20 protein-coding genes are annotated in these 25,626 nt (G+C 68.8%); 6 read left to right on the top strand and 14 right to left on the bottom strand.

The window, feature by feature from the left end:
* Positions 1–108 precede the first annotated feature (108 nt).
* The 4 genes from QWU11_RS09790 to QWU11_RS09775 all read right to left on the bottom strand — a co-directional run bounded on the left by QWU11_RS09790 (position 109) and on the right by QWU11_RS09775 (position 6,082).
* Positions 109–1,638: an AMP-binding protein gene (locus QWU11_RS09790; RefSeq protein ID WP_290104767.1), complete on the bottom strand. Its 1,530-nt coding sequence runs from the start codon at positions 1,636–1,638 to the stop codon at positions 109–111.
* 235 nt (positions 1,639–1,873) lie between these two features.
* Entirely contained in the window at positions 1,874–3,625 is a 1,752-nt protein-coding gene (gene murJ, locus QWU11_RS09785) for a murein biosynthesis integral membrane protein MurJ (RefSeq protein WP_290104766.1), read from the bottom strand.
* Complete coding sequence (locus QWU11_RS09780; protein WP_290104765.1) at positions 3,618–5,687, bottom strand: DUF6049 family protein; 2,070 nt, start codon at positions 5,685–5,687, stop codon at positions 3,618–3,620. Before QWU11_RS09780 ends, murJ begins: the two co-directional genes overlap by 8 nt.
* A complete protein-coding gene (locus QWU11_RS09775; protein WP_290104764.1) occupies positions 5,684–6,082 on the bottom strand; it encodes an NUDIX domain-containing protein in 399 nt (132 codons plus the stop codon). Before QWU11_RS09775 ends, QWU11_RS09780 begins: the two co-directional genes overlap by 4 nt.
* Positions 6,083–6,448: 366 nt before the next feature.
* Here QWU11_RS09775 and QWU11_RS09770 point away from each other — a divergent pair, with 366 nt between their 5' ends.
* Together QWU11_RS09770 and QWU11_RS09765 are read left to right on the top strand one after the other, a co-directional pair.
* Positions 6,449–7,876, top strand: coding sequence for a CCA tRNA nucleotidyltransferase (locus tag QWU11_RS09770; RefSeq protein WP_290104763.1), 1,428 nt, complete (start codon positions 6,449–6,451; stop codon positions 7,874–7,876).
* 14 nt (positions 7,877–7,890) lie between these two features.
* Positions 7,891–9,159 carry an adenosylmethionine--8-amino-7-oxononanoate transaminase gene (locus tag QWU11_RS09765; RefSeq protein WP_290104762.1) on the top strand — a complete coding sequence of 423 codons (1,269 nt, stop codon included), beginning with the start codon at positions 7,891–7,893 and terminating at the stop codon, positions 9,157–9,159.
* On the opposite strand, the gene QWU11_RS09760 is transcribed toward QWU11_RS09765, so the two are convergent.
* The 10 genes from QWU11_RS09760 to QWU11_RS09715 all read right to left on the bottom strand — a co-directional run bounded on the left by QWU11_RS09760 (position 9,160) and on the right by QWU11_RS09715 (position 19,477).
* Entirely contained in the window at positions 9,160–9,576 is a 417-nt protein-coding gene (locus tag QWU11_RS09760) for a PIN domain-containing protein (RefSeq protein ID WP_290104761.1), read from the bottom strand.
* Entirely contained in the window at positions 9,552–9,848 is a 297-nt protein-coding gene (locus QWU11_RS09755; protein ID WP_290104760.1) for a hypothetical protein, read from the bottom strand. Before QWU11_RS09755 ends, QWU11_RS09760 begins: the two co-directional genes overlap by 25 nt.
* Positions 9,845–11,149 carry an MFS transporter gene (locus QWU11_RS09750; RefSeq protein ID WP_290104759.1) on the bottom strand — a complete coding sequence of 435 codons (1,305 nt, stop codon included), beginning with the start codon at positions 11,147–11,149 and terminating at the stop codon, positions 9,845–9,847. Before QWU11_RS09750 ends, QWU11_RS09755 begins: the two co-directional genes overlap by 4 nt.
* A gap of 83 nt (positions 11,150–11,232) precedes the next feature.
* Positions 11,233–12,177, bottom strand: a complete 945-nt coding sequence (locus tag QWU11_RS09745) for an ABC transporter permease (protein ID WP_290104758.1) — start codon at positions 12,175–12,177, stop codon at positions 11,233–11,235.
* A 5-nt stretch (positions 12,178–12,182) separates the two neighbouring features.
* Positions 12,183–13,175, bottom strand: coding sequence for an ABC transporter permease (locus QWU11_RS09740; protein WP_290104757.1), 993 nt, complete (start codon positions 13,173–13,175; stop codon positions 12,183–12,185).
* A 9-nt stretch (positions 13,176–13,184) separates the two neighbouring features.
* The gene (locus QWU11_RS09735) at positions 13,185–14,255 is read right to left on the bottom strand and encodes a dipeptide ABC transporter ATP-binding protein (protein ID WP_290104756.1); all 1,071 of its coding nucleotides are present in this window, start codon (positions 14,253–14,255) and stop codon (positions 13,185–13,187) included.
* Positions 14,252–15,256 (bottom strand): ABC transporter ATP-binding protein, encoded by a 1,005-nt coding sequence (locus tag QWU11_RS09730; protein ID WP_354670824.1) that lies wholly within the window; start codon positions 15,254–15,256, stop codon positions 14,252–14,254. The genes QWU11_RS09735 and QWU11_RS09730 overlap by 4 nt, the downstream gene beginning before the upstream one ends.
* 250 nt (positions 15,257–15,506) lie before the next feature.
* A complete protein-coding gene (locus QWU11_RS09725) occupies positions 15,507–17,312 on the bottom strand; it encodes an ABC transporter substrate-binding protein (RefSeq protein WP_290104754.1) in 1,806 nt (601 codons plus the stop codon).
* A 469-nt stretch (positions 17,313–17,781) separates the two neighbouring features.
* Positions 17,782–18,861, bottom strand: a complete 1,080-nt coding sequence (locus QWU11_RS09720; RefSeq protein WP_290104753.1) for an inositol-3-phosphate synthase — start codon at positions 18,859–18,861, stop codon at positions 17,782–17,784.
* 46 nt (positions 18,862–18,907) lie between these two features.
* A complete protein-coding gene (locus QWU11_RS09715) occupies positions 18,908–19,477 on the bottom strand; it encodes a PadR family transcriptional regulator (RefSeq protein WP_290104752.1) in 570 nt (189 codons plus the stop codon).
* 181 nt (positions 19,478–19,658) lie between these two features.
* Between QWU11_RS09715 and QWU11_RS09710 the strand changes: the two genes are divergently transcribed.
* The 4 genes from QWU11_RS09710 (at position 19,659) to QWU11_RS09695 (ending at position 25,614) form a co-directional block, all read left to right on the top strand.
* Entirely contained in the window at positions 19,659–20,057 is a 399-nt protein-coding gene (locus tag QWU11_RS09710; protein ID WP_290104751.1) for a DUF5318 family protein, read from the top strand.
* Positions 20,058–20,554: 497 nt separating this feature from the next.
* Positions 20,555–22,777, top strand: coding sequence for a transglycosylase domain-containing protein (locus tag QWU11_RS09705; protein WP_290104750.1), 2,223 nt, complete (start codon positions 20,555–20,557; stop codon positions 22,775–22,777).
* Positions 22,778–23,163: 386 nt separating this feature from the next.
* Positions 23,164–24,525 carry a glycosyltransferase 87 family protein gene (locus tag QWU11_RS09700; protein ID WP_290104749.1) on the top strand — a complete coding sequence of 454 codons (1,362 nt, stop codon included), beginning with the start codon at positions 23,164–23,166 and terminating at the stop codon, positions 24,523–24,525.
* On the top strand, positions 24,526–25,614 hold the full coding sequence (locus QWU11_RS09695; protein ID WP_290104748.1) for a mannosyltransferase family protein: 1,089 nt from the start codon (positions 24,526–24,528) through the stop codon (positions 25,612–25,614).
* Positions 25,615–25,626 lie beyond the last annotated feature (12 nt).

Genomic DNA, 25,626 nt, shown 5'->3' with positions numbered 1-25,626 from the left:
CGCAAGGCGCTCGGACGATCGGCGGAAACCGCATTCTCCGTTTCGGGGGGCCCTCAGCACGATCCCGATGTTAGCCGTCCCTGGTCGATCATGCCCGATGTGACGGGATCAGCCCGTTCCGTACACCGCAACGTCGCGTACGACCGCCCGGAACTCACCGACGTTCGGCAACTTCGTGAACCACAGCGTGACGTAGCGGCCCTTGGTCTGCTTGCCGTTGATCTCGAAGGACCCGCTCGCCGCGGCGGTGCCGGCCTGCGGCGTGCTCGCGTCCTTGGAGTCGCCCACGTGGAGCTCCACCGTGCCCGCCGCGCTGGCCTGCGGCATCATCACCTTGACATTGGAGACGGTCACGGACTTGCCCATGTCGATCACGAGCCCGATGCCGGAGCGGTAGCCGCCGTAGTGGGCGTTTCCGTAGTGCTGGGTGGTCCAGGCGCTCGACTTGCTGTTGTCGATGGCGTTGCCGACGTCCTGTGTGGCGGAGCTGTCGGGATGCGGTGGCCGGTTGTAGGCGCTCGCGCCGACCGTTTTGAGCTTCACCACCGTCGGCTTGGCGGACGTGCTGGTCTTGGCGCCCGCCTTGTCCTTCGTGTCGTCGCCACCGCCGCCACCGAGCCGGGACAGGCCCCAGCCGCCGAGACCGACGATGATGAGCACACCGACCGCGATGGCCGCGAGGACCGGCCGGCTGACCGAGCCCGAACCGTTCGAGGGCGAGTGACGCACCGGTGCCGGACGGGTGGGCCGCGGAGCGTGCTGTGCGTGCTGCGTACGCGCGGTCTGCGGATCCGGGACGGTGTGCCCTGACAGCGGGTCGATCGGCGAGGTACGCGTGCTGGTCGGCGGGTGGTCCGGCGGGTTGTCCGGCCGGGAGATGACTCCGGGCGGCGTCGAACCCGCGAGCGGCACGAAGGGCAGCGGAGAGCGCGGTACCCGGCTCAGGGCGGCGACGAAGTTCGCCGGCGCCGTCAGCGGCTCCTGCGAGCCGCGTACGGGCAGGTGCAACGCGCGGCAGGTGATCTCGTCGAGGTCGGACGGAACGCCGGGCCGTAGTTGCGCGGGGGAGACCGGCCGTCCGTCGGGTCCGGCCGGGGCGGCCGGCAGCTGAGTGCCTTCGGGGCCGCACCAGTGCCCGGTCAGCGCGGCGTACAGCAGGTGGCCCAGGCCCTGGGTGTCCTCGGCCGCCGGGGCGTCGGAGGTGGAACCGGCGAGGACGGCTTCGACGCCCAGGCCGGTGACCTTGACCGTGCCACCGCTGGTCCACACGAGGTTGTGCGGCGTGATGCACAGGTGGGCCAGGCCCGCACTGTGCGCCGACGCGAGCGCCTCGGCGGCCTCCAGCAGGAACGCGGCCGCTCGTCCGGGCTCCATCGGGCCGTCGGCGAGCAGGTCTTCGAGCGTCTCGCCGGTGACCCACTCACTCACGACGTATGCGCGCTCACCGCTGTCATCGGCGTCGAAGACCTGGGTGAGGCGCGGGTCGGTGAGCCGGCTGGCGGCGCGGGCCGCGGTGACCACGTCGTGCACCCGGGGAAAGCCCGGGGCGAAGGTGAGCACCGCGACGGGACGGGCGAGGATCTCGTCCGTCGCTTTCCAGAATGTGGAACCGCCCGCTTCGCTGACGCGGTCGTCCAAACGGTAACGACCGGCAAGGCGGGTCCCGGGTTCGATGACGGACGTGCTCAACGCGGCGTCCGGCGCAGGTAATCGCGTCCCATATGTGCCGTGGCTCCCTTACGCCCTCGACCCTCCCTCGATGCCTCGTGGGCGGTTTCGTGCACGACTCCGCCCGATGGTAGGACGCTCGAGGAGCGTCTCTGGGTTACTACCCGTAGACGGTTGCGCTCTCCCACCATACGGGCACCCTCTCCTAACTCGAGACACGTCCGGGCAACCTGCGCATCACGGTTCCGGCGAGTGTTTCCACTTCGGAGATTCGCAGTCTGCGCGCAACCAGCACATACAGCACGGCCGCTCCGGCGCCGCCGACAGCGAGCGCCAGCACCGAAGTGATCAGCTGATAATAGAAAAGTTTCAAGAACACTTCATGGACGATGAGCGCGAACACGAACGCCGGAACGGTGGCGACCGCGATCTTTATATGCGTTCGTACCATCTGCCGGGCTCCGAGGCCGACCAAACGGCGGCGAAGGATGAGCGCGGCCACCACACAGCCGGCCGCCCAGGAGATGCCGAGCGCGATTGCGATGCCTTCGACGATCATGTCAGTGGGCAGGATCTCATAACCGACCAGACCGAGCGAGATGCTGATCACGATGTTGCCGATCGCGATCAGCGCCGGCGTCCGTGTGTCGGCCAGCGAGTAGAAGACCCGCAGCAGCAACTGGAAGATCGCGAACGGCACCAGGGCCAGCGCGAACGCCTGTACGACGTTGGCGATCATCAGTCCGTCGGCCATGCCGGTGGAGCCGTGTGCGAAGAACGCCGTGACGAGTTCGGGGCTGAGCGCGAACAGCAGCGCCGCCGACGGCACGATGATCACCGAGGACAGGTTGAGGCCCGACGTCAGGTCCTCGCGGACCAGGTCGAACCGCTCCTCGGAGGCGTGGCGGCTCATCCGCGGCAGCAGTGCCGTCATCACCGACACGCCGACGATGGCGTACGGGAGCTGGAACAGCAGATAGGCGTTGTTCCACGGGGTGAGCCCGACGCCGTACCCGAGATGCTCCTTCTCGCCCCGAACCCCGGCGCGCACCGCGATGTTGGTGTTCACCACGAAGCCGATCTGCATGATCGCGACGTAGAGCAGGGTCCACAGCGCCATGCCACCGACCGGCGCGAGCTCCTCGCGGCGGAAGTCGAAGCGCGGGCGGTAGCGGAAGCCGACCGCCCGCAGCGAGGGCCACATCGCGATCGTCTGCACGATGATGCCGAGCGTCGTGCCGCCGGCCAGCAGGATGATCTCGCCGTTGGTGACGCCCGACGGCGTGGCGCCCGCGCCCGCGACGAGCAGGAACGCGCCGCCGACGACGATGACGACGACGCTGTTCAGCACCGGGGTCCACATCGGCGCGCCGAAGCTGCCGCGGGCGTTGAGCGAGGCCCCGGCGAGCGCGCCGACGCCGTAGAAGAAGATCTGCGGGAGGAAGAACAGCGCGAAGATCACGGCCAGCTTGTGCTGTTCGGGCGTGAAGCCGCTGGCGTACAGGTCGACCAGGAGGGGCGCGCAGAGCATCGCGATCGCGGTCAGCACCAGCAGGCCGCCGAGCACGATCGTGAGCAGCCGCGCCTCGTACTCCTCGCCGTACTCGCGGTCCTTCTCCAGTGCGCGTACGAGCATGGGCACGTGCACCGCGGTGAGGATGCCACCGAGCAGCAGGTCGTAGATGACGTTGGGGAAGGTGTTCGCGACGTTGTATACGTCGCCCAGCGGGCCGGTGCCCAGGGCGATGACGATGACCGCGTTGCGCACGAAGCCGAGCAGCCGTGAGGCCACGGTGCCCAGCGCCATGACGGCGCTGGACTTCAGCAGGCCGCCGACACCGCCGCTGCGGGCGCGCGAGGCGTCGATCTCGGCGGCCTCGGTCTCGACCTCGACCACCGGGATGTCGGGCAGTGTGACGTCGGCGACGTCGGGCCTGCCCGGCTCCAGGTCACTCAACGGATTCCTCCGGTCGCTCGGCTCTGCGGCGCATGATGCGATAGGCGACGCCGACGAAGAGTACGGCAAGTGAGACGCCCGTGATGAGCAGTGCGGTTCGCCCGTATCCGGTGGCGCGTACGTGGAGCACGTGCGAACCCCCGAAAGCGCGGCCGTCAGGAGCGAGGAGCTCGAGGTAGACGTACGCCATGCCGTTGGCGGACGCCTTCATGTCGAGAGTGACCTGGTCCTTGTGCCCGGGTTCGAGAACGAGCGTGCGGTCCACGGAGTTGACCCGCAGCCGGGTGTCGTTCTGCGAGTAGGCGTGCAAGGTCACCGAGACCGTGCCGCGTTCGAGCCCGTTGGAGATCGTGATCGGGATGCGGCCCGACTTTCCGGCCATGGTGATTCCGTCGTTCAGCACCTTGATCTTGCCGGCGTCATGGTCGAGTTCGCTCTTGAGGGTGTCGCGGACCTTCTTGCCGCGCCGCGACTGGCCGTTCCACGCCGAGGACTCCGTCCGCGGGATGCCGAGCGTGAAGTCGCTGGCGGGCGGGGTGAAGATCGAGGTGAACTGCTGGACGCGGACGCTGAGGTCGCGCACTTCGGACAGGTAGTTCTTGCTCAGGCCCGCGCCGCCCTTCTGCGGCTGGAACACGCGTTCCGAGGCGCGCAGGCTCTCGGCGTCGCTCAGCGGGACCGCTCGCAGCCACGGCGCCTTGGCGGTGTAGTTCAGCACCGCCTTGGCAAAGGCCGGGCTGGGCGTCCAGCGGCGCGGCGGCGTGATCACGACGGTCCGCGCGTGCTGGGGGGCCTCACCGGTGATCATGGCCGTTTCGGCGAGGAAGCGCTGTTCGGCGAGGATGGTTCCACCGACGTCGGTGGTGTCCGAGGCCAGGATCTTGCGCAGCGTGTCGTCGTACGCGACGAGCTTGACGTTCGTGCCGGAGACGTTCTTGTTCACCGTGGGGTCCGGCGTGAAGGTCTCCGGGCGCCCGTCCGGCAGGATCGCGCTGCTCAGCAGGATCGTACGGGACCCGCTCGCGACCAGGGAGGCGAGCGTGGCCTGGTCGGCGAGCCCGTCGGGCGGCATCGCGACCGACGACGTCGCGCCGCCCAGGTGCGCGGAGGCGAGCGTGCGCATGCCCTCCTGCGTGGCGAGCTTCACGTCCCGGCTCATGTGGCGCTGGGAAAGGGCCAGGACGTCGGGATCGGCGTACGGCGTGGCGATGAGCCGGTCGCCGTTGACCGCGGAGTGCAGCGAGGTGAGCCAGTCGTTGGCGGCCACGCTCTGCGCGCGGTTGACGTCACCGGTGATCGTGTAGCCGTCGGTGTCGCCCATGTGGGTCGCGTCGTCGACCAGGCTGGGGTCGATGAGCCAGCTCAGCGGGGTGCTCGTACGGGCGGCGGCGGAGACGAGGGTGGACAGGCGGCCGCCGGAGCCGAGCTGGCGTTCGAGGCGGTCGTCGACGAACGTCCTGTCGTCCGCGCGGTGCGGCTGGTCGATGAGCGGCCACACCCAGGCGACCTTGGTCCGCTGCGCGTAGGTGCCGACCGGGTAGTAGGTCACGAAGGTGCGCTGGTGGCCGAGCACGGTGCCGACGGCGTTGAACACCTCCACCGAGATCGGGTACACGCCGAACGCCTGGAAGCCCATCCGGCGCACCGAGAGAGAGAGGGACCAGGACTGCTGGCCGCCGACCTGCAGTGTGGCCGCGACCATCCGGGACGGGCCGGCCTGCGGCGGGTCCAGGCCTTTGTTGTCCGCGTACGCCTCCAGCTCGCCCCGTGTGGTCATCGCACGCGAGCTGTACCTGAGGCGTACGGACACCCGCTGGTAGCCGCTCTCGGACTGGTTCACGAACCGTCCGCGTACGTGCAGGGTCGAGGTGGCCCGCAGATAGCCGGCCGGCCGGATCGAGCCCAGGGTGACCGCGACAGGAGGCTTGGGCGCGGGCTGACGGGCACGGGAGGCGCTCGAGGCGCGCTGAGTGTGCCTGGGGGTCGGCGACGGCGTCGCGGCGAGCGCGGGCCCTCCGCTGAGCAGCAGAGCCATCACCAGAGCGGGGAGCGTTCGTCTCACGTCACGTCCGCGAGGAGTCCGGGCACGAGGCCGACGAGGTGACGCTCGTCCTCGTGGGCGAGCCGGCCGGGCACGTCGGCGAGCGGCACCCACGCGACCTCGGCGACCTCCAGGTCGGCGTCGGACAGGACGCCGCCGATGGCGAGCAGCAGATGATGGTGGACCGTCTTGTGCACACGCCGGCGATCGACGGAGAACCAGTAGTCGACGGCGCCCAGAGGAGCGATGATCCGGCCGCGTATGCCGGTCTCCTCCTCGACCTCCCGCACCGCCGCCTCCTCGATCGTCTCCTCGCCTTCGACATGGCCCTTGGGCAGCGACCACCGGAGGCGGCCCTCACGGCCGTACCGGGCGATCAGCGCCGCGCGCGCGGCGCCCGCGACGTCGACGACCAAGCCGCCCGCCGAGGTCTCTTCACGATGACGCCCAGGCGGGCCGGCGAGCCGTCGGCGACTTCGCGGGCGGGGCACGGCGGCAATGGTAGTAGCCAGACATGCGTAATCGGTCATTGCTACGACCGATTTCGGGGGACCTGCGAGGGCGGCCCGCGCCTCGTCCGCGCTGGTCGTGTCGCGAGGCGGGCGGACGATCTCGTGGGTCGTCCTCCGCCCGTACGGTGGACGATGGGAGGTGAGAGCGCACTTCATGCACGTCTCCACGGCGCCACCGCCGCGTATACCGCTATTTCGGAACAAGCCGGGATCAACCGCCACGCGATTCGCGTTTTGCCTGCCACCTGCGAGGATCTACGCTCGATTGCCGTGTCGAACGACGAACTGACCTCGAACCACCACGCCGCCATCGCCGAGCTGCTCGGCCGGGTGACGCCGCTCGCCGACGACCTCGGCCGGGTGTTCGCCGCGGCGGGCCAGGAGCTCGCGCTGGTCGGCGGGCCGGTACGCGACGCACTGCTCGGACGTGCCGTCAACGACCTGGACTTCGCGACCGACGCCCATCCCGAGCGCATCCTCGAGATCGTCGAGGACTGGGCGGACACCGTGTGGACGATCGGCATCGAGTTCGGCACCATCGGCCTGCGCAAGGGCGACCACCAGATCGAGATCACGACTTACCGTAGCGAGTCCTATGACCCCAAGTCGCGCAAGCCGGAGGTGGCCTACGGCACGTCGCTGGAGGACGACCTCGCGCGCCGCGACTTCGCCGTGAACGCCATGGCGGCGCGGCTGCCGGGCCACGAGTTCGTCGACCCGTACGGTGGGCTGGACGACCTGCGCGCCAAGGCGATCCGCACGCCCGGACGTCCCGAGGACTCCTTCGGCGACGATCCGCTGCGGATGCTGCGGGCCGCGCGGTTCTCCTCCCAGCTCGGCTTCACCGTCGACCCGGCGGTCGTGACCGCGATGACCGAGATGGCCGGCCGTATCGAGATCGTCTCGGCCGAGCGGGTCCGCGACGAGCTGTCCAAGCTGCTGCTGGGCACGTACCCGCGCGAGGGCCTGGCGCTCCTGGTCGACACGGGCCTCGCCGCCCAGGTGCTGCCCGAGCTGCCCAAGCTGCGGCTGGAGATCGACGAGCACCATCGGCACAAGGACGTCTACGAGCACTCGCTGATCGTCCTGGAGCAGGCGATCGCCCAGGAGGAGCACGGCCCGGACCTCGTCCTGCGGCTGGCCGCGCTTCTGCACGACATCGGCAAGCCGAAGACCCGGTCGTTCATCGAGGGCGGGCGCGTGACCTTCCACCACCACGAGGTCGTCGGCGCCTCGATGAGCAAGGCGCGCCTCGTCGCGCTGCGCTATCCGAAGGACGTCGTCGCGGACGTGTCCCGGCTCGTCGAGCTGCACCTGCGCTTCCACGGGTACGGCACCGGCGAGTGGACCGACTCCGCGGTCCGCCGCTACGTGCGCGACGCGGGCCACCTGCTGTCGCGGCTGCACAAGCTGACCCGGGCCGACTGCACGACGCGCAACCGGCGTAAGGCGGCGGCGCTGGCCCGTACCTATGACGACCTGGAGCGCCGGATCGCGCGGCTGGAGCAGGAGGAGGAGCTCGCCAAGATCCGCCCGGAGCTCGACGGCCACGAGATCCAGGAGGTCCTCGGCCTGGCGCCCGGACCGGCCATCGGTAAGGCGTACCGGTTCCTGCTCGACCTGCGCCTCGACCGCGGGCCGATCGGCAAGGAGGCGGCCATCGAGGCGCTCCGGGAGTGGGCGCGCGAGCAGGCCTGACATCATGGGGACGCATGTCCGCTGAGGATCTCCTCGCCTTCGACCGCGAGCACATCTGGCACCCGTACTCCCCCATGCCGGCCACGACGCCGGTGCACCCGGTCGTCTCGGCCGCGGGCGTACGCCTGACGCTGGCCGACGGCCGCGAGCTGGTCGACGGGATGTCCTCGTGGTGGGCGGCGATCCACGGCTACCGCCATCCGGTGCTCGACGCGGCGGTGACCGGGCAGCTGCGGGACATGGCCCACGTGATGTTCGGCGGGCTGACGCACCCGGCCGCGGTGGACCTGGCACGGCTGCTGGTCTCGCTGACGCCGGAGCCGCTGACGAAGGTCTTCTTCGCCGACTCGGGATCCGTGTCGGTGGAGGTCGCGATCAAGATGGCGCTGCAGTACCAGCGCTCTCTGGGCCGTACGGGCCGGTCGCGGCTGCTGACCGTACGGGGCGGCTACCACGGGGACACGTTCGCCACGATGGCGGTCTGTGACCCGGTCGGCGGGATGCACCACCTCTTCGCGGAAATCCTGCCCGCGCACGTCTTCGCGCCGCTGCCGCCCGTGTCGTACTCGGCGTCGTACGGCGACGAGCTGTCGGAGCTGGTCGAGAGGCACGCGGGGGAGCTGGCCGCGATCATCGTGGAGCCGGTCGTGCAGGGCGCGGGCGGCATGCGCTTCTACGACCCGGAGGTCCTGCGGACGCTGCGCTCCCTCGCCTCCGCGCACGACGTGCTGCTGATCTTCGACGAGATCGCCACCGGCTTCGGGCGCACGGGGACGTTCTTCGGCTGCGAGCACGCGGGCGTCGCGCCGGACATCATGTGCGTGGGCAAGGCGCTGACCGGCGGATACCTGACGCTGGCCGCGACGCTGTGCACGTCACGGGTGGCGCGGGGGATCACCGACGGCGAGGCGGGCGTGCTCATGCACGGCCCGACGTACATGGCCAACCCTCTCGCGTGCGCGGTGGCGGTCGCGTCTGTCGGACTGCTGCGCGAACGCGACTGGCGGGCCGAGGTGGCCGGCATCGAGAAGGGGCTGCGGGAGGGGCTGGAGCCGGCGCGCGGCCTGCCCGGCGTACGGGACGTACGGGTCCTGGGCGCGATCGGCGTGATCGAGACGGTCGATCCGGTGGACGTGGCGGCGGTCCAGGAGACGGTCATGGGCCTCGGCGTCTGGCTCCGGCCGTTCCGCAACCTGATCTACACGATGCCCCCGTACGTCACCGAGCCCGCCGACCTGGCCGGCATCACCACCGCCATGGTGGCCGTCGCCGAGTCCCTCTGATCAGATCGAGGTCACGGACACGCCGGGCGCACCCTCGGTGAGGGCACGCAGATCCTTCGGGTCACTGGTGAGGATCACCACGGGCCGGGGCTCGGCGAGCGCGGTCGCGGCGACCATCGCGTCGATCGAGGCCTCGGCCGTGAAGCCCTGCGTGCCGAGCAGCTCGCCGGCGTGGCGGGCGAGTTCGGGCGTCAGGTCCTTGACGTTCATGCGCTTGACGACCCGGTGGATCGCGGCGTCGCGAGGGCCACCACGGAGGAGCTCGGTGAGGGTGACGGCGGACACGACCACGTTGGTGCTGCGGCGCGCGGCGTGCATGAGATGGAGCTGCATGATCCGATCGTTCAGGGCGGCCTTGGACAGGCCCTCACAGTCCAGAACGAGGGTCCGGGCTAGGAGGATCCCCTGTTTCGCCACGACTCTTCCGCCTCCAGCCAGACCGCCTCCACGGCGGCGAGCTCATCGTCGGACACCGGGCCGTTCGCGGCCTCCATGTCCGCGAGAAGCTCGGTGAGCTGGTCCTGTTTCAGCTTGTGATGAGCTGCTTCCGTAACGTAGCGGCTGAACGCTCCCGGGCCGACCCGTTCGCGAATGTCCCTGGCAAGAGACTCGGGCATGGAGACGCTCACCTTCCGTACGCGGTCGGACGACGGCTCCTCGTGCTCACCGGGCATGGCGGCCTCGCTCATACCTTCACGTTACTACCAGTGGTGGCAACATGCTCGGTGTTCTTCGCGCCGAGGTGGAAGGCGAGAGCGGCGAGGGCGTAGCCGCCGCCGATGACGGCGAGGGCGGCGTAGGACTTGCCGGTCGGCGGGAGGATGGCCGCGGCGGCGGCGAAGCCGGCCACGTACAGGCCGTTGAAGATCATGTCGTAGAACGAGAACACCCGGCCCCGGTAGGCGTCGGAGATGATCGTCTGGACGATCGTGTCCACGCAGAGCTTCACTCCCTGGGCGGCCAGGCCCAGCGCGAAGCCGCCGATGACGAACGGGATCGGTGAGAACGGCGCCGCCAGGGCCACCTCCGCCACCGCCGCGAACGCCAGTTGCGCGGTGATCCACGTCTCCTTGCGGATGTGCTCGGTGACCGGCGGGGTGATCACGGCCGCCAGGAAGTAGCCGAAGCCGGACACCACGAGCGTCAGTGCGAAGCCGCCCATCCCCGCCTGGGCGCTGTCGGTGAAGTAGTTGCGGAACAGCAGCACCGTCATGATCGTCGTGATGCCGTACAGGAAGCGATGCACGCCGATCGCGCCCAGGGCGAAGCCGGCCGCGCGGCGCTCGCGTACGTGCCGGGCGCCGTCGGCCAGGCCGCGCAGCACCTGCCCCAGCGCCTCGCGGGCCTCCGGGCGGATCGTTCGCAGCTCCGGGCCGAGCATGTCGCGGCCGAGCCGGGTGGCGATCACCGACGTCACGACGTACGCGGCGGCGGCCCACAGGAGGATGACCGCGGCGCCGTTCTGCCCGGCGCCGAACGCCAGCCGCAGCACGTAACCGACCCCCGCGCCGGCGAAGGCCGCCATCGTCCCCGAGGTGACGGACACGGCGTTCGCGGTGATGAGCTCGGGCCGGCCGACGACGTGCGGCAGCGCGGCCGACAGGGCGGACAGGAAGAACCGGTTGACGCCCAGCACGACGAGCGCGGACAGCAGGAAAGGCGCGCCATCGTGGCCGTACACCAGCAGCGCGGCCGTGGCGACGAGGCACGCGGCGCGGATCAGCGGGGCGTAGACGAGGATCTGGCGGCGCCGCCACCGGTCGATGAAGACGCCGGCGAACGGGCCGAGGATGGAGTACGGCAGCAGCAGCACGGCGGCGGTGGCGGCGGCCTCCGCCGCGGTGGCCTGCTGCTCGGGAGAGAACAGGACGTATCCCGCCACTCCAAACTGGAACACTCCGTCCGCCAGCGCGGAGACGAGCCGCGTCGCGAAGAGGCGGCGGAAGTCCCGGCCCTTGATGACCAGCCGCAGGTCCGACGCGTATGACACGGGCACAGCCTAGATCAGCGGGGGTGGTGGAACGCGAAACGGCCGTCCCCGGGCCGGGGACGGCCGTTTCGGTGAGAAACCGCTCAGGAGAGACGTACGCGCGGGTCGAGGAAGGAGTACGCGACGTCCACCACGAGGTTGCCGAGCACCACGAAGAACGCGGCGATCAGCACGACGCCCATGATGACCGGCAGGTCGCCGTTGGTCAGCGACTGCACGGTCATCTGGCCGATGCCCTGCAGGCCGAAGACCGTCTCGGTGACCAGGGTGCCGCCGATGAGGACGCCGATGTCGACGCCCGCCTGGGTGACGACCGGGGTGAGCGCGGAGCGCAGCCCGTGGCGGTAGATGACCCGCCGCTCGGGCAGGCCCTTGGCGCGCGCGGTGCGGATGTAGTCCTCACCGAGCACGTCCAGCAGCGAGCCGCGGGTCAGCCGGGTGTAGATGGCCGACTGCAGCAGCGCCAGCGTGATCCACGGCAGGATCAGGTGCTGGAACCACTGCACCGGGTTGTTCTGGATCGGCACGAACCCGGTCTGCGGGAAGATCTGGATCTTGACCGCCAGGACGTACGACAGCGTCAGACCGACGATGAACGCCGGCATCGAGATGCCGACGAGCACCGACAGGGTGATGCCGCGGTCGAGCAGCGTGCGAGCCCGGGTGGCGCTGATGACGCCGGCGACGATGCCCGCCGCCAGCCACAGCACCGCCGCGCCCAGGATCAGGGACAGGCTGGCCGGCAGCGCGCCCTTGATCATGCTGGTGACCGGGCTCTGTGTGGCGAAGGAGTAGCCGAGGTCGCCGCGGAGCAGACGGGTGACGAAGTGCCAGTACTGCACCGGCAGCGGGTCGTCGAGACCCAGCCGGTGCCGTACGAGGGCGAGTGTCGCCGGGGTCGCGGACTTGCCGGCGAAGCGCGCCGCCGGGTCCTTGGAGGTGGCGAAGAAGAGGATGAAGACGCCCAGGGTGACGATCCACAGGACCAGTACCCCGAAGAGGATCCGCCGGATCAGGAAACGGAACATGTCGGCTACTTCCTCTTCTTCTGCTTCTTGCGGTTGGCCCTCTGGGCCGCGAACAGCCGCTCGGACCGCGGGTCGAGCGCGTCGCGTACGGCGTCCCCGAGGATGTTGAACGCCAGCGTGGTGAGCAGCAGGAACAGCGCCGGGATGAACAGCGTCCACCAGGCGACCGTGTAGCTCTCGGTCGCGTCGGCGAGCATGTTGCCCCAGCTCGGCGTACGGGGGTCGGTGCCGGCGCCGAGGAAGGACAGCGTCGACTCGAAGATGATCGCGGTGGGGATCGTCATCGAGCCCAGCACCGTCACCGGGGCGATGAGGTTCGGGATCACGTCGATGAACATGATCCGTACGTTGCTCGCACCGAGTGACCGCGCGGCCTCGATGAACTCCCGCTCCTTGATCTGCAGCACCTGCCCGCGGACGATCCGGCCGATCGAGGCGAACGAGAAGAAGGTGATGACGAAGATCGTCAGCGGAGTGCTGGCCCCGAACGCCGCCGCGAGCGCAATGGCGAACAGGAGGTACGGGAAGGACAGCGTCACGTCCATGAACCGGGCGAGGATCGTGTCGATCGCGCCGCCGTAGTAGCCGGCCGTCGCGCCGATGATGACGCCCAGGATGACCGCGAGCGCGGTCGAGACCAGGCCGACGAGCAGCGAGACGCGCGCGCCGTACACCCCGCGTACGAGGATGTCGCGGCCGAGCCGGTCCGTACCCAGGTAGTGGTGGCCGTTCGGGCCCACCGGGAGACCATCGTCGGTGACGCCGAACTTCCGGTCGCCGAAGTCGGGCTGGTAGCCGACCCACTTGGCGATGAGCGGCGCGAGCAGCGCCATGAGGACGAGCAGGATGATCACCGTCAGGGAGATCATCGCCGCCTTGTCCTGACGGAGCCGCGCCCAGGCGAGCTGCCACGGGCTGCGGCCCTCGATCTTGCGTCCGCCGGGCACCTCGCTCGCGGGCGGGACCGAGGCCTCGGCTTCGAGATCAGTGAGGCTCATGATCGATACCTATGCACTCGGGAGCGTGGGCTCGGTGGACAGCTGATCGATCGCGGCGTGCTCCTCGGCGAGGTTCTCCGCGGGCTCTACGGGGTGGTGGCAGGCGGTCAGGTGACCCGCGCCGTCGCCGCCCCGCACGACGAGCTCGGGCACGAGGTCGACGCAGTCCTCCTGGGCCTTCGGGCAGCGCGGGTGGAACCGGCAGCCGGACGGCGGCCTGATCGGCGAGGGCACGTCGCCGCTGAGCACGATCCGCTCCCGGCGCTCGGCGGCGTCCGGGTCGGCGATCGAGGCGGCGGACAGGAGAGCGCCGGTGTAGGGGTGGCGGGGGTTCTCGTACAGCTCCTCGCCGTCGGCGTTCTCCGCGAGCTTGCCGAGGTACATCACCGCGACCCGGTCGCTCACGTAACGTACGACCGACAGGTCGTGCGCGATGAAGACGTAGGTGAGCCCGAGCTCGTCCTGAAGGTCCTTGAGCAGGTTGATGACCTGCGCCTGAATCGACACGTCGAGCGCGGAGACCGGCTCGTCACAGACGATCAGCTTGGGCTTCAGGGCCAGCGCGCGGGCGATGCCGATGCGCTGCCGCTGCCCGCCGGAGAACTCCGCCGGGAAACGGTTGAAGTGCTCGGGGTTCAGGCCGACGAGCTCCATCAGCTCCTGGACGCGCTTCTTGCGCTCCGCGCCCGAGGCGGTGCCGTGGATGTCGAACGGGTCGCCGATGATCGCACCGACGCGGCGGCGCGGGTTGAGGGAGCCGTACGGGTCCTGGAAGATCATCTGGACGTCGCGACGGAACGGCTTGAGCTGCCGTCCGCGCAGCCGGGAGATGTCCTGGCCGTCGAAGACGATGCGCCCCTTGGAGATGGGGTGCAGGCCCGTGATGCAACGGGCGAGAGTCGACTTTCCACAGCCGCTCTCGCCCACGATCCCGATCGTCTCGCCGCGGCGGACCTTCAGGCTCACACCGTCGACCGCGTGGACGCGGGCGACCTCGCGCTTGAAGATGATGCCCTGCTTGATCGGGAAATGCTTGTAGACGTCGTCGATCTCGACGAGGACGTCAGAGTCCTGGCTCACTGCGCCTCCCCGGCGTCCACGATGGTGGTGTCCCCCGAACGGCCGGCGGCGACCGCCTCCTGACGGATGCGCTCCGCGTCCGCGCTCAGCCCGGCGGCCTCGTGCGGCAGCCAGCAGGCGGACGTGTGACCGAGATCCGGGAAGCCGTCATTGTCGTTGACGGGGGTGAGCTGTGGTTCTTCCGGAACACAGCGGTCCATGACGTACTCGCAGCGCGGGTGGAAGGCACAGCCCGACGGGAGGTTGATCAGGGAGGGCGGCTGCCCGGGGATGGGCTTGAGCCGCTCCTTCGCACCCGTCGAGCCGGGGATCGACTCCAGCAGGCCCTTGGTGTACGGGTGGTGGGGGCGGTAGTAGAGCGAGCGCCGCTCGGCGTGCTCGACCGGCTTGCCGCCGTACATCACCAACACGTCGTCGGCGAGGTCGGCGATCACACCGAGATCGTGCGTGATCATGATGAGAGCCGTGTCGAACTCGCGCTGCAGCCGCAGCATGAGGTCGAGGATCTGGGCCTGGACGGTCGCGTCGAGCGCGGTGGTCGGTTCGTCCGCGACGATGAGCTTGGGGTTCAGCGAGAGCGCCATCGCGATCATCGCGCGCTGGCGCATACCGCCGGAGAACTGGTGGGGGTAGTCGTCGACCCGCTGGTCGGGCTCGGGGATCCCGACCATGCCGAGAAGCTCGACCGCCCGCTTACGTGCCTGAGCCTTGTTGACGTCCGGCTCGTGCTGCCGGATCATCTCGGCGATCTGCTTCCCCACCTTGTACAGGGGGTGAAGGCTCGACAGGGGATCCTGGAAGATCATTGCGATCTCCTTGCCACGGACCCGACGAAGTTGCGCGTCGGACATGGCCAGCAGATCCTGCCCCTCGAACAGGGCCTCCCCATCGATCAGAGCGCCCGCCGTAAGACCGAGGAGCGTCTGGGTGGAGACGCTTTTCCCGGAGCCGGACTCGCCGACGATGCCCAGTGTCTTTCCTCGCTCGACGGCGAACGACACGCCCCGGACGGCTTGTACCAATCCGTCAGACGTGTCGAATGAGACCTTTAGGTCTCGGACCTCGAGAAGGCTCATGTCCTCCCCTTCGAAAGCTTGCTGCCTCGTGCCAGAGCCACAGCATGTCTACCTGATAACGGCTCTGCCTGCGACATCGCCGCCAATGGACGGTACAGCTCCATTACTGGAGCCTGCAGCAGTGCGGCCGGGCTCGCCGCCACCGACGCGCCCGGCCGCCACCTGCTGTTGTACGTCAGCTACCGGAGCTGAGCCACAGGTTGGTGAAGTCGAACTGCTGAGCGATCGGCAGCCAGACCGCACCCTTGACCCGCGAGGAGTGGTACCACGGGGTCTTCTGCGCCATGAAGGGCACGATCGCCGCGTCCTTCATGATCTGCACGTCGGCGGCGTGCCAGAACTTCTGGGTGTCCTCCGCCGTCTTGGCCGTGAGGGCCTTGTCGATCAGACCGTTGGTCACCGGGCTGTCGTAGTCACCGTAGTTGGAGGTGCCATCGGCCCAGTTGCGGCCGTCGAACAGCGGGGAGATGACGGCGCGGCCGTTGTTGCCGAACCAGTCCGGCACCCAGCCCGGCGCGGCGACGTCCCACTTGCCGGCCGTGGTGTTGTCCGTCTTCTGCAGGAACTGCGTGTAGAAGTCGGCCTGGGGAACCGGCACACCCTCGACGGTGATGCCACACGCCTTGAGGTCCTGCGCGTAGCTCTGGAAGATCGCCGGGTGGTTGCCGGCCTGACGGTAGGCAGCCTTGATCTTGAAGCCGTTCGGGTAGCCGGCCTCGGAGAGAAGCGACTTGCACTTGGCCGGGTCACCCTGGCTGCCGTTCGTCGGGTAGAGGTTGTAGTCCTCGTAGCCGATGCTGTCCGGCGGGATGATGGTGTTCAGCGGCGTGTTGTACTTCGGGCCACCGTAGACGCGGGCCAGCGCGACCTTGTTGATCGCGTACTCGATCGCCTGACGCACCTTGAGCTTCGACATCGCCTTGTTGGCGTTCGGGCTCCGGAAGTTGAAGACCAGGTACGGGTTGGAGATCGGCGGGCCGTTGACCGTGAGGTTCGGGTCGTTCTTGGCCGCCAGCCGGCCGAGCGCGGAAGCCGGCATCGCCACGTCTGCGGAGATGTCGGCGCTGCCGCCCTCGAGCTGCTGCTGGACGCCCTCGGGCGACTCCTGGCCCTCGGTGAACACGATGCTGTCCACGTACTGGTGGCGCAGGGGGTCGGTGTCCTGCTTCCAGTTCGGGTTCTTCTCGAAGGTGATCGACTTGCCGGGGTTGAACTGCGTCACCTTGTACGGACCGGCCGACACGAGGTGACGGAACTGGTCCGGGCTGCCCGGCACGTACTTGTAGTACTCCACCGGCACGGCCGACGCGAACGTCATGCCGAGCAGGCTGATGAAGTCCGAGGCGGGCTTCGTCAGCGTGAACTGGATGGTGGCGTCGTCCAGGGCCTTGACCCCGGAGATGTCGTGACCGTTCTCGTAGGTCTCGATGCCCTTGGGGTCCTGCTGGAGCTTCTTGTCCTTCAGGAACGGGTCACAGTAGGACTGCATGCCCTTGATGTTGGGCAGGTAGTAGTTCGGCGCGCCGACCGGGGAGGCCGGGTTGCACATGTGCTTGAAGGCCCGCACGAAGTCGCCGGCCACCATCGGCCGAGGCGGCTGCGAGTCCCACATGATGCCCGGACGGATCTTGATCTTGTAGGTCAGACCGTCCTTGCTGATGCCACCGTTGTCCGCCGTCGGCATCTCGGCCGCCGCGTCGGGCACCGGCGTGCTGGCGACCTTCGCGTCCTTGGAAGCGGGGTAGGCGAACAGCTGGCGAGAGTAGGTCCGCTGGAAGGCGCTCGACACGGTGCTGTAGGCGCTGGTCGGGTCCAGGTTGTCCTGGCCGCCGGCGCCGACGAGCTTGAGCGTGCCGCCCTTCTTGGGCTTGCCGTCGTCTGAGCTGCTGCTACTGCCGCTCCCGCCGCCACAGGCGGCAAGGCCGACAGCGAGCACGCCGATGGCGGCCGCTGCCCTCAGCCCCGTCGTTCTACCAGTCATGTACGCCCTCCTCCGGCCTTGCGGCCGTCTTACGCTATGGGGTCAAAGCATGCCGGGGCAGGCACGCCTCAAGGTGCGAGAACACCCTGAGCCGGGGTCAGAGTCCAGCTCAGATTGGTAAAGAGTGGGACTGGTTACTCAACCGTTCAGATCGCGAGACAAGCCCGTGACAACGTGACGACATACCGTCAAAGGGGCATTGCGCTACGTGTCGCCGTGGGGGGTGTCCTCTGCCGGGCCGATCCGTTCTGGTTGAGCACGTGTCCCTCTCGCATTCCCGGTGGTGACGGAGGCCGCTCTGGGAGTCGTCCCAGGTGACCGGCTTCTCGTCAAAGGGGATTGTAAGCGGGTCGTCCCAGGTCGCAGACACCAGGAGGCCCGTACGCGATGCGCACGGGCCTCCTGGTCATTCAGGACGTAACGGTCAAGCTGCTTACCGCTCGGCTTGCTTGGTCGCGGTGGCTCCTCGCTACCGCTCGATGTCCCCGGCGATGAAGCCCTCAACAGCCTGGCGGGCCTCGTCGTCGTTGTACTGGACCGGCGGCGACTTCATGAAGTACGAGCTGGCCGACAGGATCGGGCCGCCGATGCCGCGGTCCTTGGCGATCTTCGCGGCGCGCACGGCGTCGATGATGACGCCGGCGGAGTTCGGGGAGTCCCAGACCTCGAGCTTGTACTCCAGGTTCAGCGGGGTGTCGCCGAAGGAACGGCCCTCGAGGCGGACGTAGGCCCACTTGCGGTCGTCGAGCCACGGCACGTGGTCGGACGGGCCGATGTGCACGTCGGCCTTTGCCATCTCGTGCGGGATCTGCGAGGTGACCGACTGGGTCTTGGAGATCTTCTTGGACTGGAGGCGCTTGCGCTCCAGCATGTTCATGAAGTCCATGTTGCCGCCGAAGTTGAGCTGGTACGTGCGCAGCAGCTCGACGCCGCGGTCCTCGAACAGCTTGGCCATCACGCGGTGTGTGATGGTCGCGCCGACCTGGGACTTGATGTCGTCCCCGACGATCGGCACGCCGGCGTCGGTGAACTTCTGGGCCCACGTCGGGTCGCTGGCGATGAAGACCGGCAGGGCGTTGACGAACGCGACCTTGGCGTCCAGGCAGCACTGGGCGTAGAAGCGGTCGGCCGCCTCGGAGCCCACCGGCAGGTACGACACGAGAACGTCGGCCTGGGTGTCCTTGAGGATCTGGACGACGTCGACGGGCGACTCGTCCGACTCCTGGATGATCTCGCGGTAGTACTCGCCGAGACCGTCGAAGGTGTGGCCGCGCTGGACGGTGACGCCGGACGGCGGCACGTCGCAGATCTTGATCGTGTTGTTCTCGCTGGCCACGATCGCCTCGGACAGGTCGCGGCCGACCTTCTTGGCGTCCACGTCGAACGCCGCGACGAACTCCACGTCACCGACGTGGTAGTCGCCGAACTGAACGTGCATCAGACCGGGGACGCGCAGGTCGGTCGAGGCATCCTTGTAGTACTCGACTCCCTGGACGAGCGAGCTCGCGCAGTTGCCGACTCCGACAATGGCGACGCGCACTGAACCCATGCGGGGTGCTCCTTTTTCTCTTGATGCCGGGACGCGCTCGCGTCTCTCAGCGGTTCTCTTCGTCTTGCTGTGCGCGCTCGCGCCCGATCAGCTCGTTGAGCCACCGGACCTCGCGCTCGACCGACTCCAGCCCGTGCTGCTGCAGCTCGAGCGTGTAGTTGTCTACTCGCTCCCGAGTGCGGGCCAGCGCGGTACGTACGCCATCCAGCCGTTCCTCGAGGCGGCTGCGCCGGCCTTCGAGGATCCGCAGCCGTACGTCGGCGCGGGTGTGAGCGAAGAAGGCGAAATGCACTCCGAAGCCCTCGTCCTCCCAGGAGGCGGGGCCGGCCTCGGAGAGGAGCTCCTGCAGGTGCTCCTTCCCTTCGGCGGTGAGCTTGTAAACGATCTTCGATCGACGAGTGGCGGCCGGCCGTACGGCGGTGGGCTCTTCCTCGTCCTCCGTGATCAGCCCCTGCCCGAGCAGTTGCTTCAGACACGGGTACAAGGACCCGTAGGAGAACGCGCGGAACATGCCGAGCAGCGTGTTGAGCCGCTTGCGCAGCTCATACCCGTGCATCGGGGACTCATTGAGCAGCCCGAGCACGGCGAGTTCGAGCACGCCACCCTTGCTTCTCATGACACCCTCCGCTCCACCACTCGTCTCGATGTATCGCTCGAATGTATCGACTCGATACATCTGAAAGATACGTCGAGCGGTTCGCGACCGCAAGCGCGAACCCTTGTGACGTCGGCGTGGCGCGTCAGAACAGCACACGAGGGGGAGGCCAGAGGCCCCCGAGGCGTCGTAGTCTGCTGGCATGTGGTCGCAGCGAATGGTCGTCGACTACGGCCTGGCTCGCCGGGCGACGCTCGCCGACCTGTTCTCCGGCGGGCTGACCGTAGATGACGCATGCGACGCGCACCCGTACCTCCTGCGGGCGGCGAAATACCACGGTGAGCCCACGGACAACGCCTGCCCGGTGTGCCAGAAAGAACGCCTCACGCACGTCACGTACGTCTACGGTGACCAGCTCGGCCGCTACGCCGGCCGTGTGAAGGCCACCCGGGAGCTCCAGGAGATGGCCCGGGAATTCGGTGAGTTCCGGGCGTACGTGGTCGAAGTGTGTCAAAGTTGCGGCTGGAACCACTTGACACGCTCGTACGTACTAGGACATGGGGAGACTGCCCCCGACGAGGGCAGAACCGCACGCACGTAGCTGTGGCTTAGCTGTGGAAACCTCCACAGGCGGTCTCGCTCACTCGTCCGCCCCAGTACTGTCGGACGGATTGAACGCCGTACCCCAGTGAACGAGGTCGCGTGAGTTACGGAAGCGATAACGGGCCAGAGTACGGGCCACGGGGACATGAGAGGCCCACCCCGCCGACCCGGCCGCAGACGCCGGTCGGCCGGTCTGACCTGCCGTCGCTGCCCAGCGGTTCTCCGCAGGGCGGTCTTGAGCGTTACGGCGGTCCTCCCAATCGACCACCCGGTCCGCCGCGCCGCCCAGGCGGGCCCGGAGGCCCTGGGGGTCCGGGCGGCCCCGGCCGTCCTGGTGGACCCGGTGGGCCTGGCGGACCCGGTGGACCGGGCCGACGCCGTGCCAGTGGTAGTGGCAGTGGCGGTGATGGCGGTCGCCGCGGCACGCGGGGCAAGGCGCCGCAGAAGGTCGGATGGAGACGGTTCGTCCCCTCCTGGAAGATCGTGCTCGCGGTGATGGGCGTCGGTACTCTCGCCTCCATCTGCATGGTCGGGGTCGCCTACGCGATGGTCAAGGTCCCCCAGGTCAACGCCGACGCCACGGTCCAGGGTTCGACGATCTACTACAGCGACGGCAAGACCGTCATGGGCAAGATCGGCTCATCGCGACAGATCGTCAAGCTGAACGAGATCTCGCCGGCCATGCGCGACGCCGCGCTCGCCGCCGAGGACCGCAAGTTCTACAGCGAGTCGGCCATCTCTCCGACGGGCATCGCCCGGGCCGTGTTCAACAACCTCTCCGGGGGCGACACGCAGGGTGGATCGACCATCACCCAGCAGTACGTCAAGAACGCCTACCTCAACCAGCAGCGGACGTTCACCCGGAAGTTCAAGGAGATCTTCATCTCGGTGAAGGTCGGCAAGCAGCAGGACAAAGACACGATCCTGCAGAACTACCTGAACACGATCTTCTTCGGCCGTGGGGCGAACGGCATCGACGCCGCCGCCGAGGCCTACTACAAGGTGCACGCCAAGGACCTGACCGTGCAGCAGGCGGCGGTGCTCGCGGCCTCGATCAAGGAGCCGGACGACGGCTCCGGGACCTCGTACTACGACCCTCGCAGTACCGGTCAGAAGCACCTCGACGCCATCGCGCGCTACAACTTCGTCCTCGACGGCATGAACAAGATGGGCAAGCTGTCCGACGCCGACCTGGCGAAGTACCGGGACCATCCGACGATGACGGTGAAGAACTCGGGCGGCGCCACGTTCGCGGGGCAGAAGGGCTACTTGATCCAGCGGGTCAAGAACGCCATGCACAACATGAAGTTCTCTGACCAGGACCTCCAGACCAAGGGTCTGAAGATCTACACGACGTGGGACAAGAACCTTCAGGAGAAGGCGAAGGTCGCGGTCGAGCACAACCTCCAGTCCACCGGCATGCCGAAGGACACCCGTGTCGGGCTGGTCTCGATCAATCCGAAGAACGGGGAGATCGAGGCGGCGTACGGCGGTAAGGATTATCTGAAACGGTTCGTCGACGACGCCTTCTACGCCACGGCCCAGGTCGGTTCGGGCTTCAAGCCGTACGTGCTCGCCACCGCGCTGACGCAGGACATCGGCCTGAAGAGTCAGTTCGACGCCAGCGCGCCGGCCTACTTCGACACCAAGGGCGACCGGGTGCACGCCGGTGATCCGGGCGCGTTCGAAGTGCACAACGACGAGGGCAACCCCGTCCAGCCGGTGGTGAACCTCGTCACGGCCACCCAGATGTCGTACAACACGGTCTACGTCCCACTCGGCTTCAAGGCCGGATCGGACAACGTGCTGTCCCTGGCCACGAAGGCCGGGCTGCCGGAAGACGCGATGAAGCCGCACGTCGGCCAGTCGGGTTTCTTCCTGGGCCAGTCCTCGATGAGCCCGCTGGACCAGGCGACCGGCTATGCCACGATCGCCAACGACGGGGAGTACATCCGTCCGCACACGATCCGCAAGGTGCTCGACGCCAACTTCCACCCGTACCAGCAGTCGCGGTGGAAGAACGTCGAAAAACACCGGGCCTTCGACTCGGACGTCGCGCATGACGTGCAGTACGCGATGCAGGCCGTCGTCAGGTCCCCGGGTACCGGTATCCGTGCCGCGCTGCCCGGCCGGGAGGTCGCGGGCAAGACGGGTACCACCAACGCGAACAAGGCGGCCTGGTTCAACGGGTTCACACCCAACCAGCTCGTGACGTCGGTCGGAATGTGGCGTTATGACGATCCGGTCACCAAGGGAAAGAACAAACACGCGGGCCGGTACGTGTCCATGACGAACGTCGGTGGCCTGGCCAGGGTCAACGGTGGTAACAACCCGGCCCAGATCTGGCACGACTACATGAGCAGCGCGCTGCAGGGCAAACCCGTCACGACGTTCCCGCCGGCTGCCAACGTCGGGAACCCCGAGCGGTACGCCACAGCGAGGCCGACCCCGACCCCGACCCCGACGCCGACGGAGACGCCGACGTGCCGGCCGGACCAGAACCCGATGAGAGACCACTGCAAGCCGGGTCAGGACGACGGGACGCCGGACTGCACCCTTCACCCGCATCGGTCCCAGTGTCAGAATTCGACGCCGCCGACGCAGCCGACGTGTCAGCCGCCGTTCGGCTGCCAGTCGACGCCGCCCGGCGGTGGCAGTGGGGGTGGCAAGGGCGGCAATGACGTCCAGGAGCACGCCGCCAGACCGATCGACGAGTAGCGTTCTGGCGTCATGGGAGAACCCCAACTGATCGGCGGGGGCGGGGGGGGGGCAAGCCCCACCCGCCCCCCCCCCCGGGGCCCCCGCCCCGGGGGGGGTGTGCCCGGCCCGGTGGCCCCCACCCGCCGGGGGGGGGGGCGCGGGGGTATTCAGAAGAGGGGGGGGGGGGGGGGGGGGCGGCGTGGGGGGGGGGGGGGGGGGTGTGGGGGGGGGGGGGGGGGGGGGGGGGGGGGGGGGGGGGGGGGGGGGGGGGGGGGCCCCCGGGGCTATATCCCCCCCGCCCCCCCCCCCACCCCCCGTCGGCCTGTTTGGGAGTGGGCCCTGGGGGGCCCCGGCGGGGGGGGGGGGGGGGCGCCGGCCCCCCCCCCCCCCCCCCCCCCGCCGACGTGCGCACCGGCCCGTGGCATCTTGTCCCGGCCCTGTTCGCCACGACCGTCGTCGTCTCGGTCCTCGGCTATATCCAGAAGCTTCCGTGCCGCGGGGCCGGGTTCGACTTCGTGCCCACGGTCCGCAACGCCTGTTACACCGACGTCTATCCGCTCTACTTCGGGCGCGGGCTCGCCGACGGCAAGATCCCGTACCTCGACAAGATCCCCGAGCCGGTCGAATACCCGGTCCTGACCGGCGGCTTCATGCACGTCGTGGCGGTGGTGTCGCGCTGGTTCGGCGGTTCGGACGCCGTGTCGCGCGGCATGTGGTTCTACGACCTCACGTGCGTGGCGCTGATGCTCTGCGCCGTGGTCACCGTCGTCGCCGTCGCGTACGCCTCGGGCCGGCACGGCCTGCGGACCGGCCTGCTCGTCGCGGCCTCGCCCGCCCTGCTGCTGTCGGCGTACATCAACTGGGACCTGCTCGCCGTCGCGCTGTCCGCTCTCGCGGTCGCCGCCTGGGCGCGCCGCCACCACGGCCTGGCCGGGGTGCTGCTCGGGCTCGGGGTGGCCGCGAAGTTCTATCCGCTGCTGTTCCTCGGCCCGCTGTTCCTGCTCTGCCTGCGGGCCGGACGGCTACGGGAGTTCGGGCGGCTCCTCGGCACCGCCGTGGTCGCGTGGCTGGTCGTGAACGTGCCGATCATGCTGCTGGCCTTCCACAGCTGGAGCCGTTTCTACACCTTCAACCAAGAGCGGCCGGTCGACTGGGGCTCGATCTTCTTCATGGCCGGGCGCAAGGGCCTGTCGTCGGTGGACGACGTGCCGACGCTCAACCTCATGGGCGAGACCGGCTTCGCGGTGCTGGCCCTGGGCATCGCCCTGCTCGTCCTCCTCGCGCCCCGGCGTCCCCGGCTGCCACAGGTGCTCTTCCTCGTCCTCGCGGCGTTCCTGCTCACCAACAAGGTCTGGTCGCCGCAGTACATCCTGTGGCTGCTTCCGGTGATCGCGCTCGCCCGGCCGAAGCTCCCGGCGTACCTGCTGTGGCAGGCCGGAGAGATCGTCTACTTCTTCGGCATCTGGTGGTATCTCCTGGCGGGTTCGCTGCAGCAACCCGGCATGGGCCTGTCGGACACGCTGTCGGCGGTCTTCTCCGGGCACGCTCCGGCCGGCGGGATCAACGACAACGTGTACTACATCGCGCTGCTCGCGCGGTTCCTGACCGTGCTGCTGCTGGCCGCGCTCGTCGTGGTCGACATCCTCGTCCCACGGCTCGACGTCGTCCGCGGAGACGGGGTGGACGACCCGGCGGGAGGCGTGCTGGACGGCGCCGACGACCGATTCGTGCTCCTGAGGCGGCGTACGGCACCCCAGGCAGCCTGAGTGGCGACTCCTGCGAGGCTGCTCGAGGGGGTCGACCGGCCGGCCCTCGGCGCGTGGTTCGGCACCCGCCTGGGCGTCCTCGTCACCTCGGTGACCATCGCGGCGTTCTGGTCGTACGGGGACTTCAAGGACTCCTTCCTGGAGCGATGGACGCAGTGGGACGTCGACCTGTTCATCGAGATCGCCAAGTACGGCTACCGGGGCGACCCGGCTCAGCCGCAGGACGCCGGGCTGCCCGCGTTCTTCCCCGGCCTGCCGATGCTGATCCGCACAATCCACATCGTGATACCGAGCTGGGAGCTGTCGGCGCTGCTGATCAGCCTCGTGGCCGGGACGGTGGCGATGGCCGCGCTGGCGCGCCTCGGCGGCGCCGGCACCGGCCCGAAGGCCGTGCTCGCGCTGCTGCTCAGCCCGTACGCGGTGTTCCTGTTCGCGGGGTACTCGGAGACGCTGTTCCTGGCGTTCGCGCTGCCCGCCTGGCTGCTGGCCCGGCAGCGCCGCTGGGAGCCGGCGGTGCTCTGCGCGATGGGCGCGGCCTGCGTACGGGTCACCGGGATCTTCCTGGCCGTGGCGCTCATCGTGGAGTTCCTGGTGGCCGACCGGCGCTGGCGCGTGGCGCCGTGCCTGCTGGCGCCGTTCGCGCCCGTGTTCGCCTACACGGTCTACCAGTGGCGGCGTACGGGGGACTGGCTGGCCTGGCAGCACGCGCAGCAGGAGGGCTGGGGGCGATCGCTCGCCTGGCCGTGGGAGGCGTTCCATACGACGTGGGACGCGGCGTTCGGGGTGCACAATGAGTTCACCGGGGCGTTCCGGGTGGAGCTCGTCGCGGCGGTGGTCGGGGTCGCGCTGACCCTCTGGCTGCTCGTGCGCCGGCGATGGGCGGAGGCCGTCTATGTCGGCCTGCCGCTGGCCTCGCTGCTCACCTCGGCGTTCTACCTGTCCATCGGCCGGGCCACCTTGTTGTGGTGGCCGGTCTGGCTGGCGATCGGCTCGTTCCGCCGTCCCGCGTACATCGTGACGGTCCTGCTCTTCGTGCCGCTGCTGGTTTCAGAGATCGCGCTGTTCACGTCCGGCAAGTGGGCGGGATAGCCTGCTGAGTGG

The organism is Actinomadura sp. DC4, from assembly GCF_030406325.1.
Taxonomy (GTDB): Bacteria; Actinomycetota; Actinomycetes; order Streptosporangiales; family Streptosporangiaceae; genus Actinoallomurus.
This window is presented reverse-complemented; position numbering and strand designations above follow the sequence as displayed.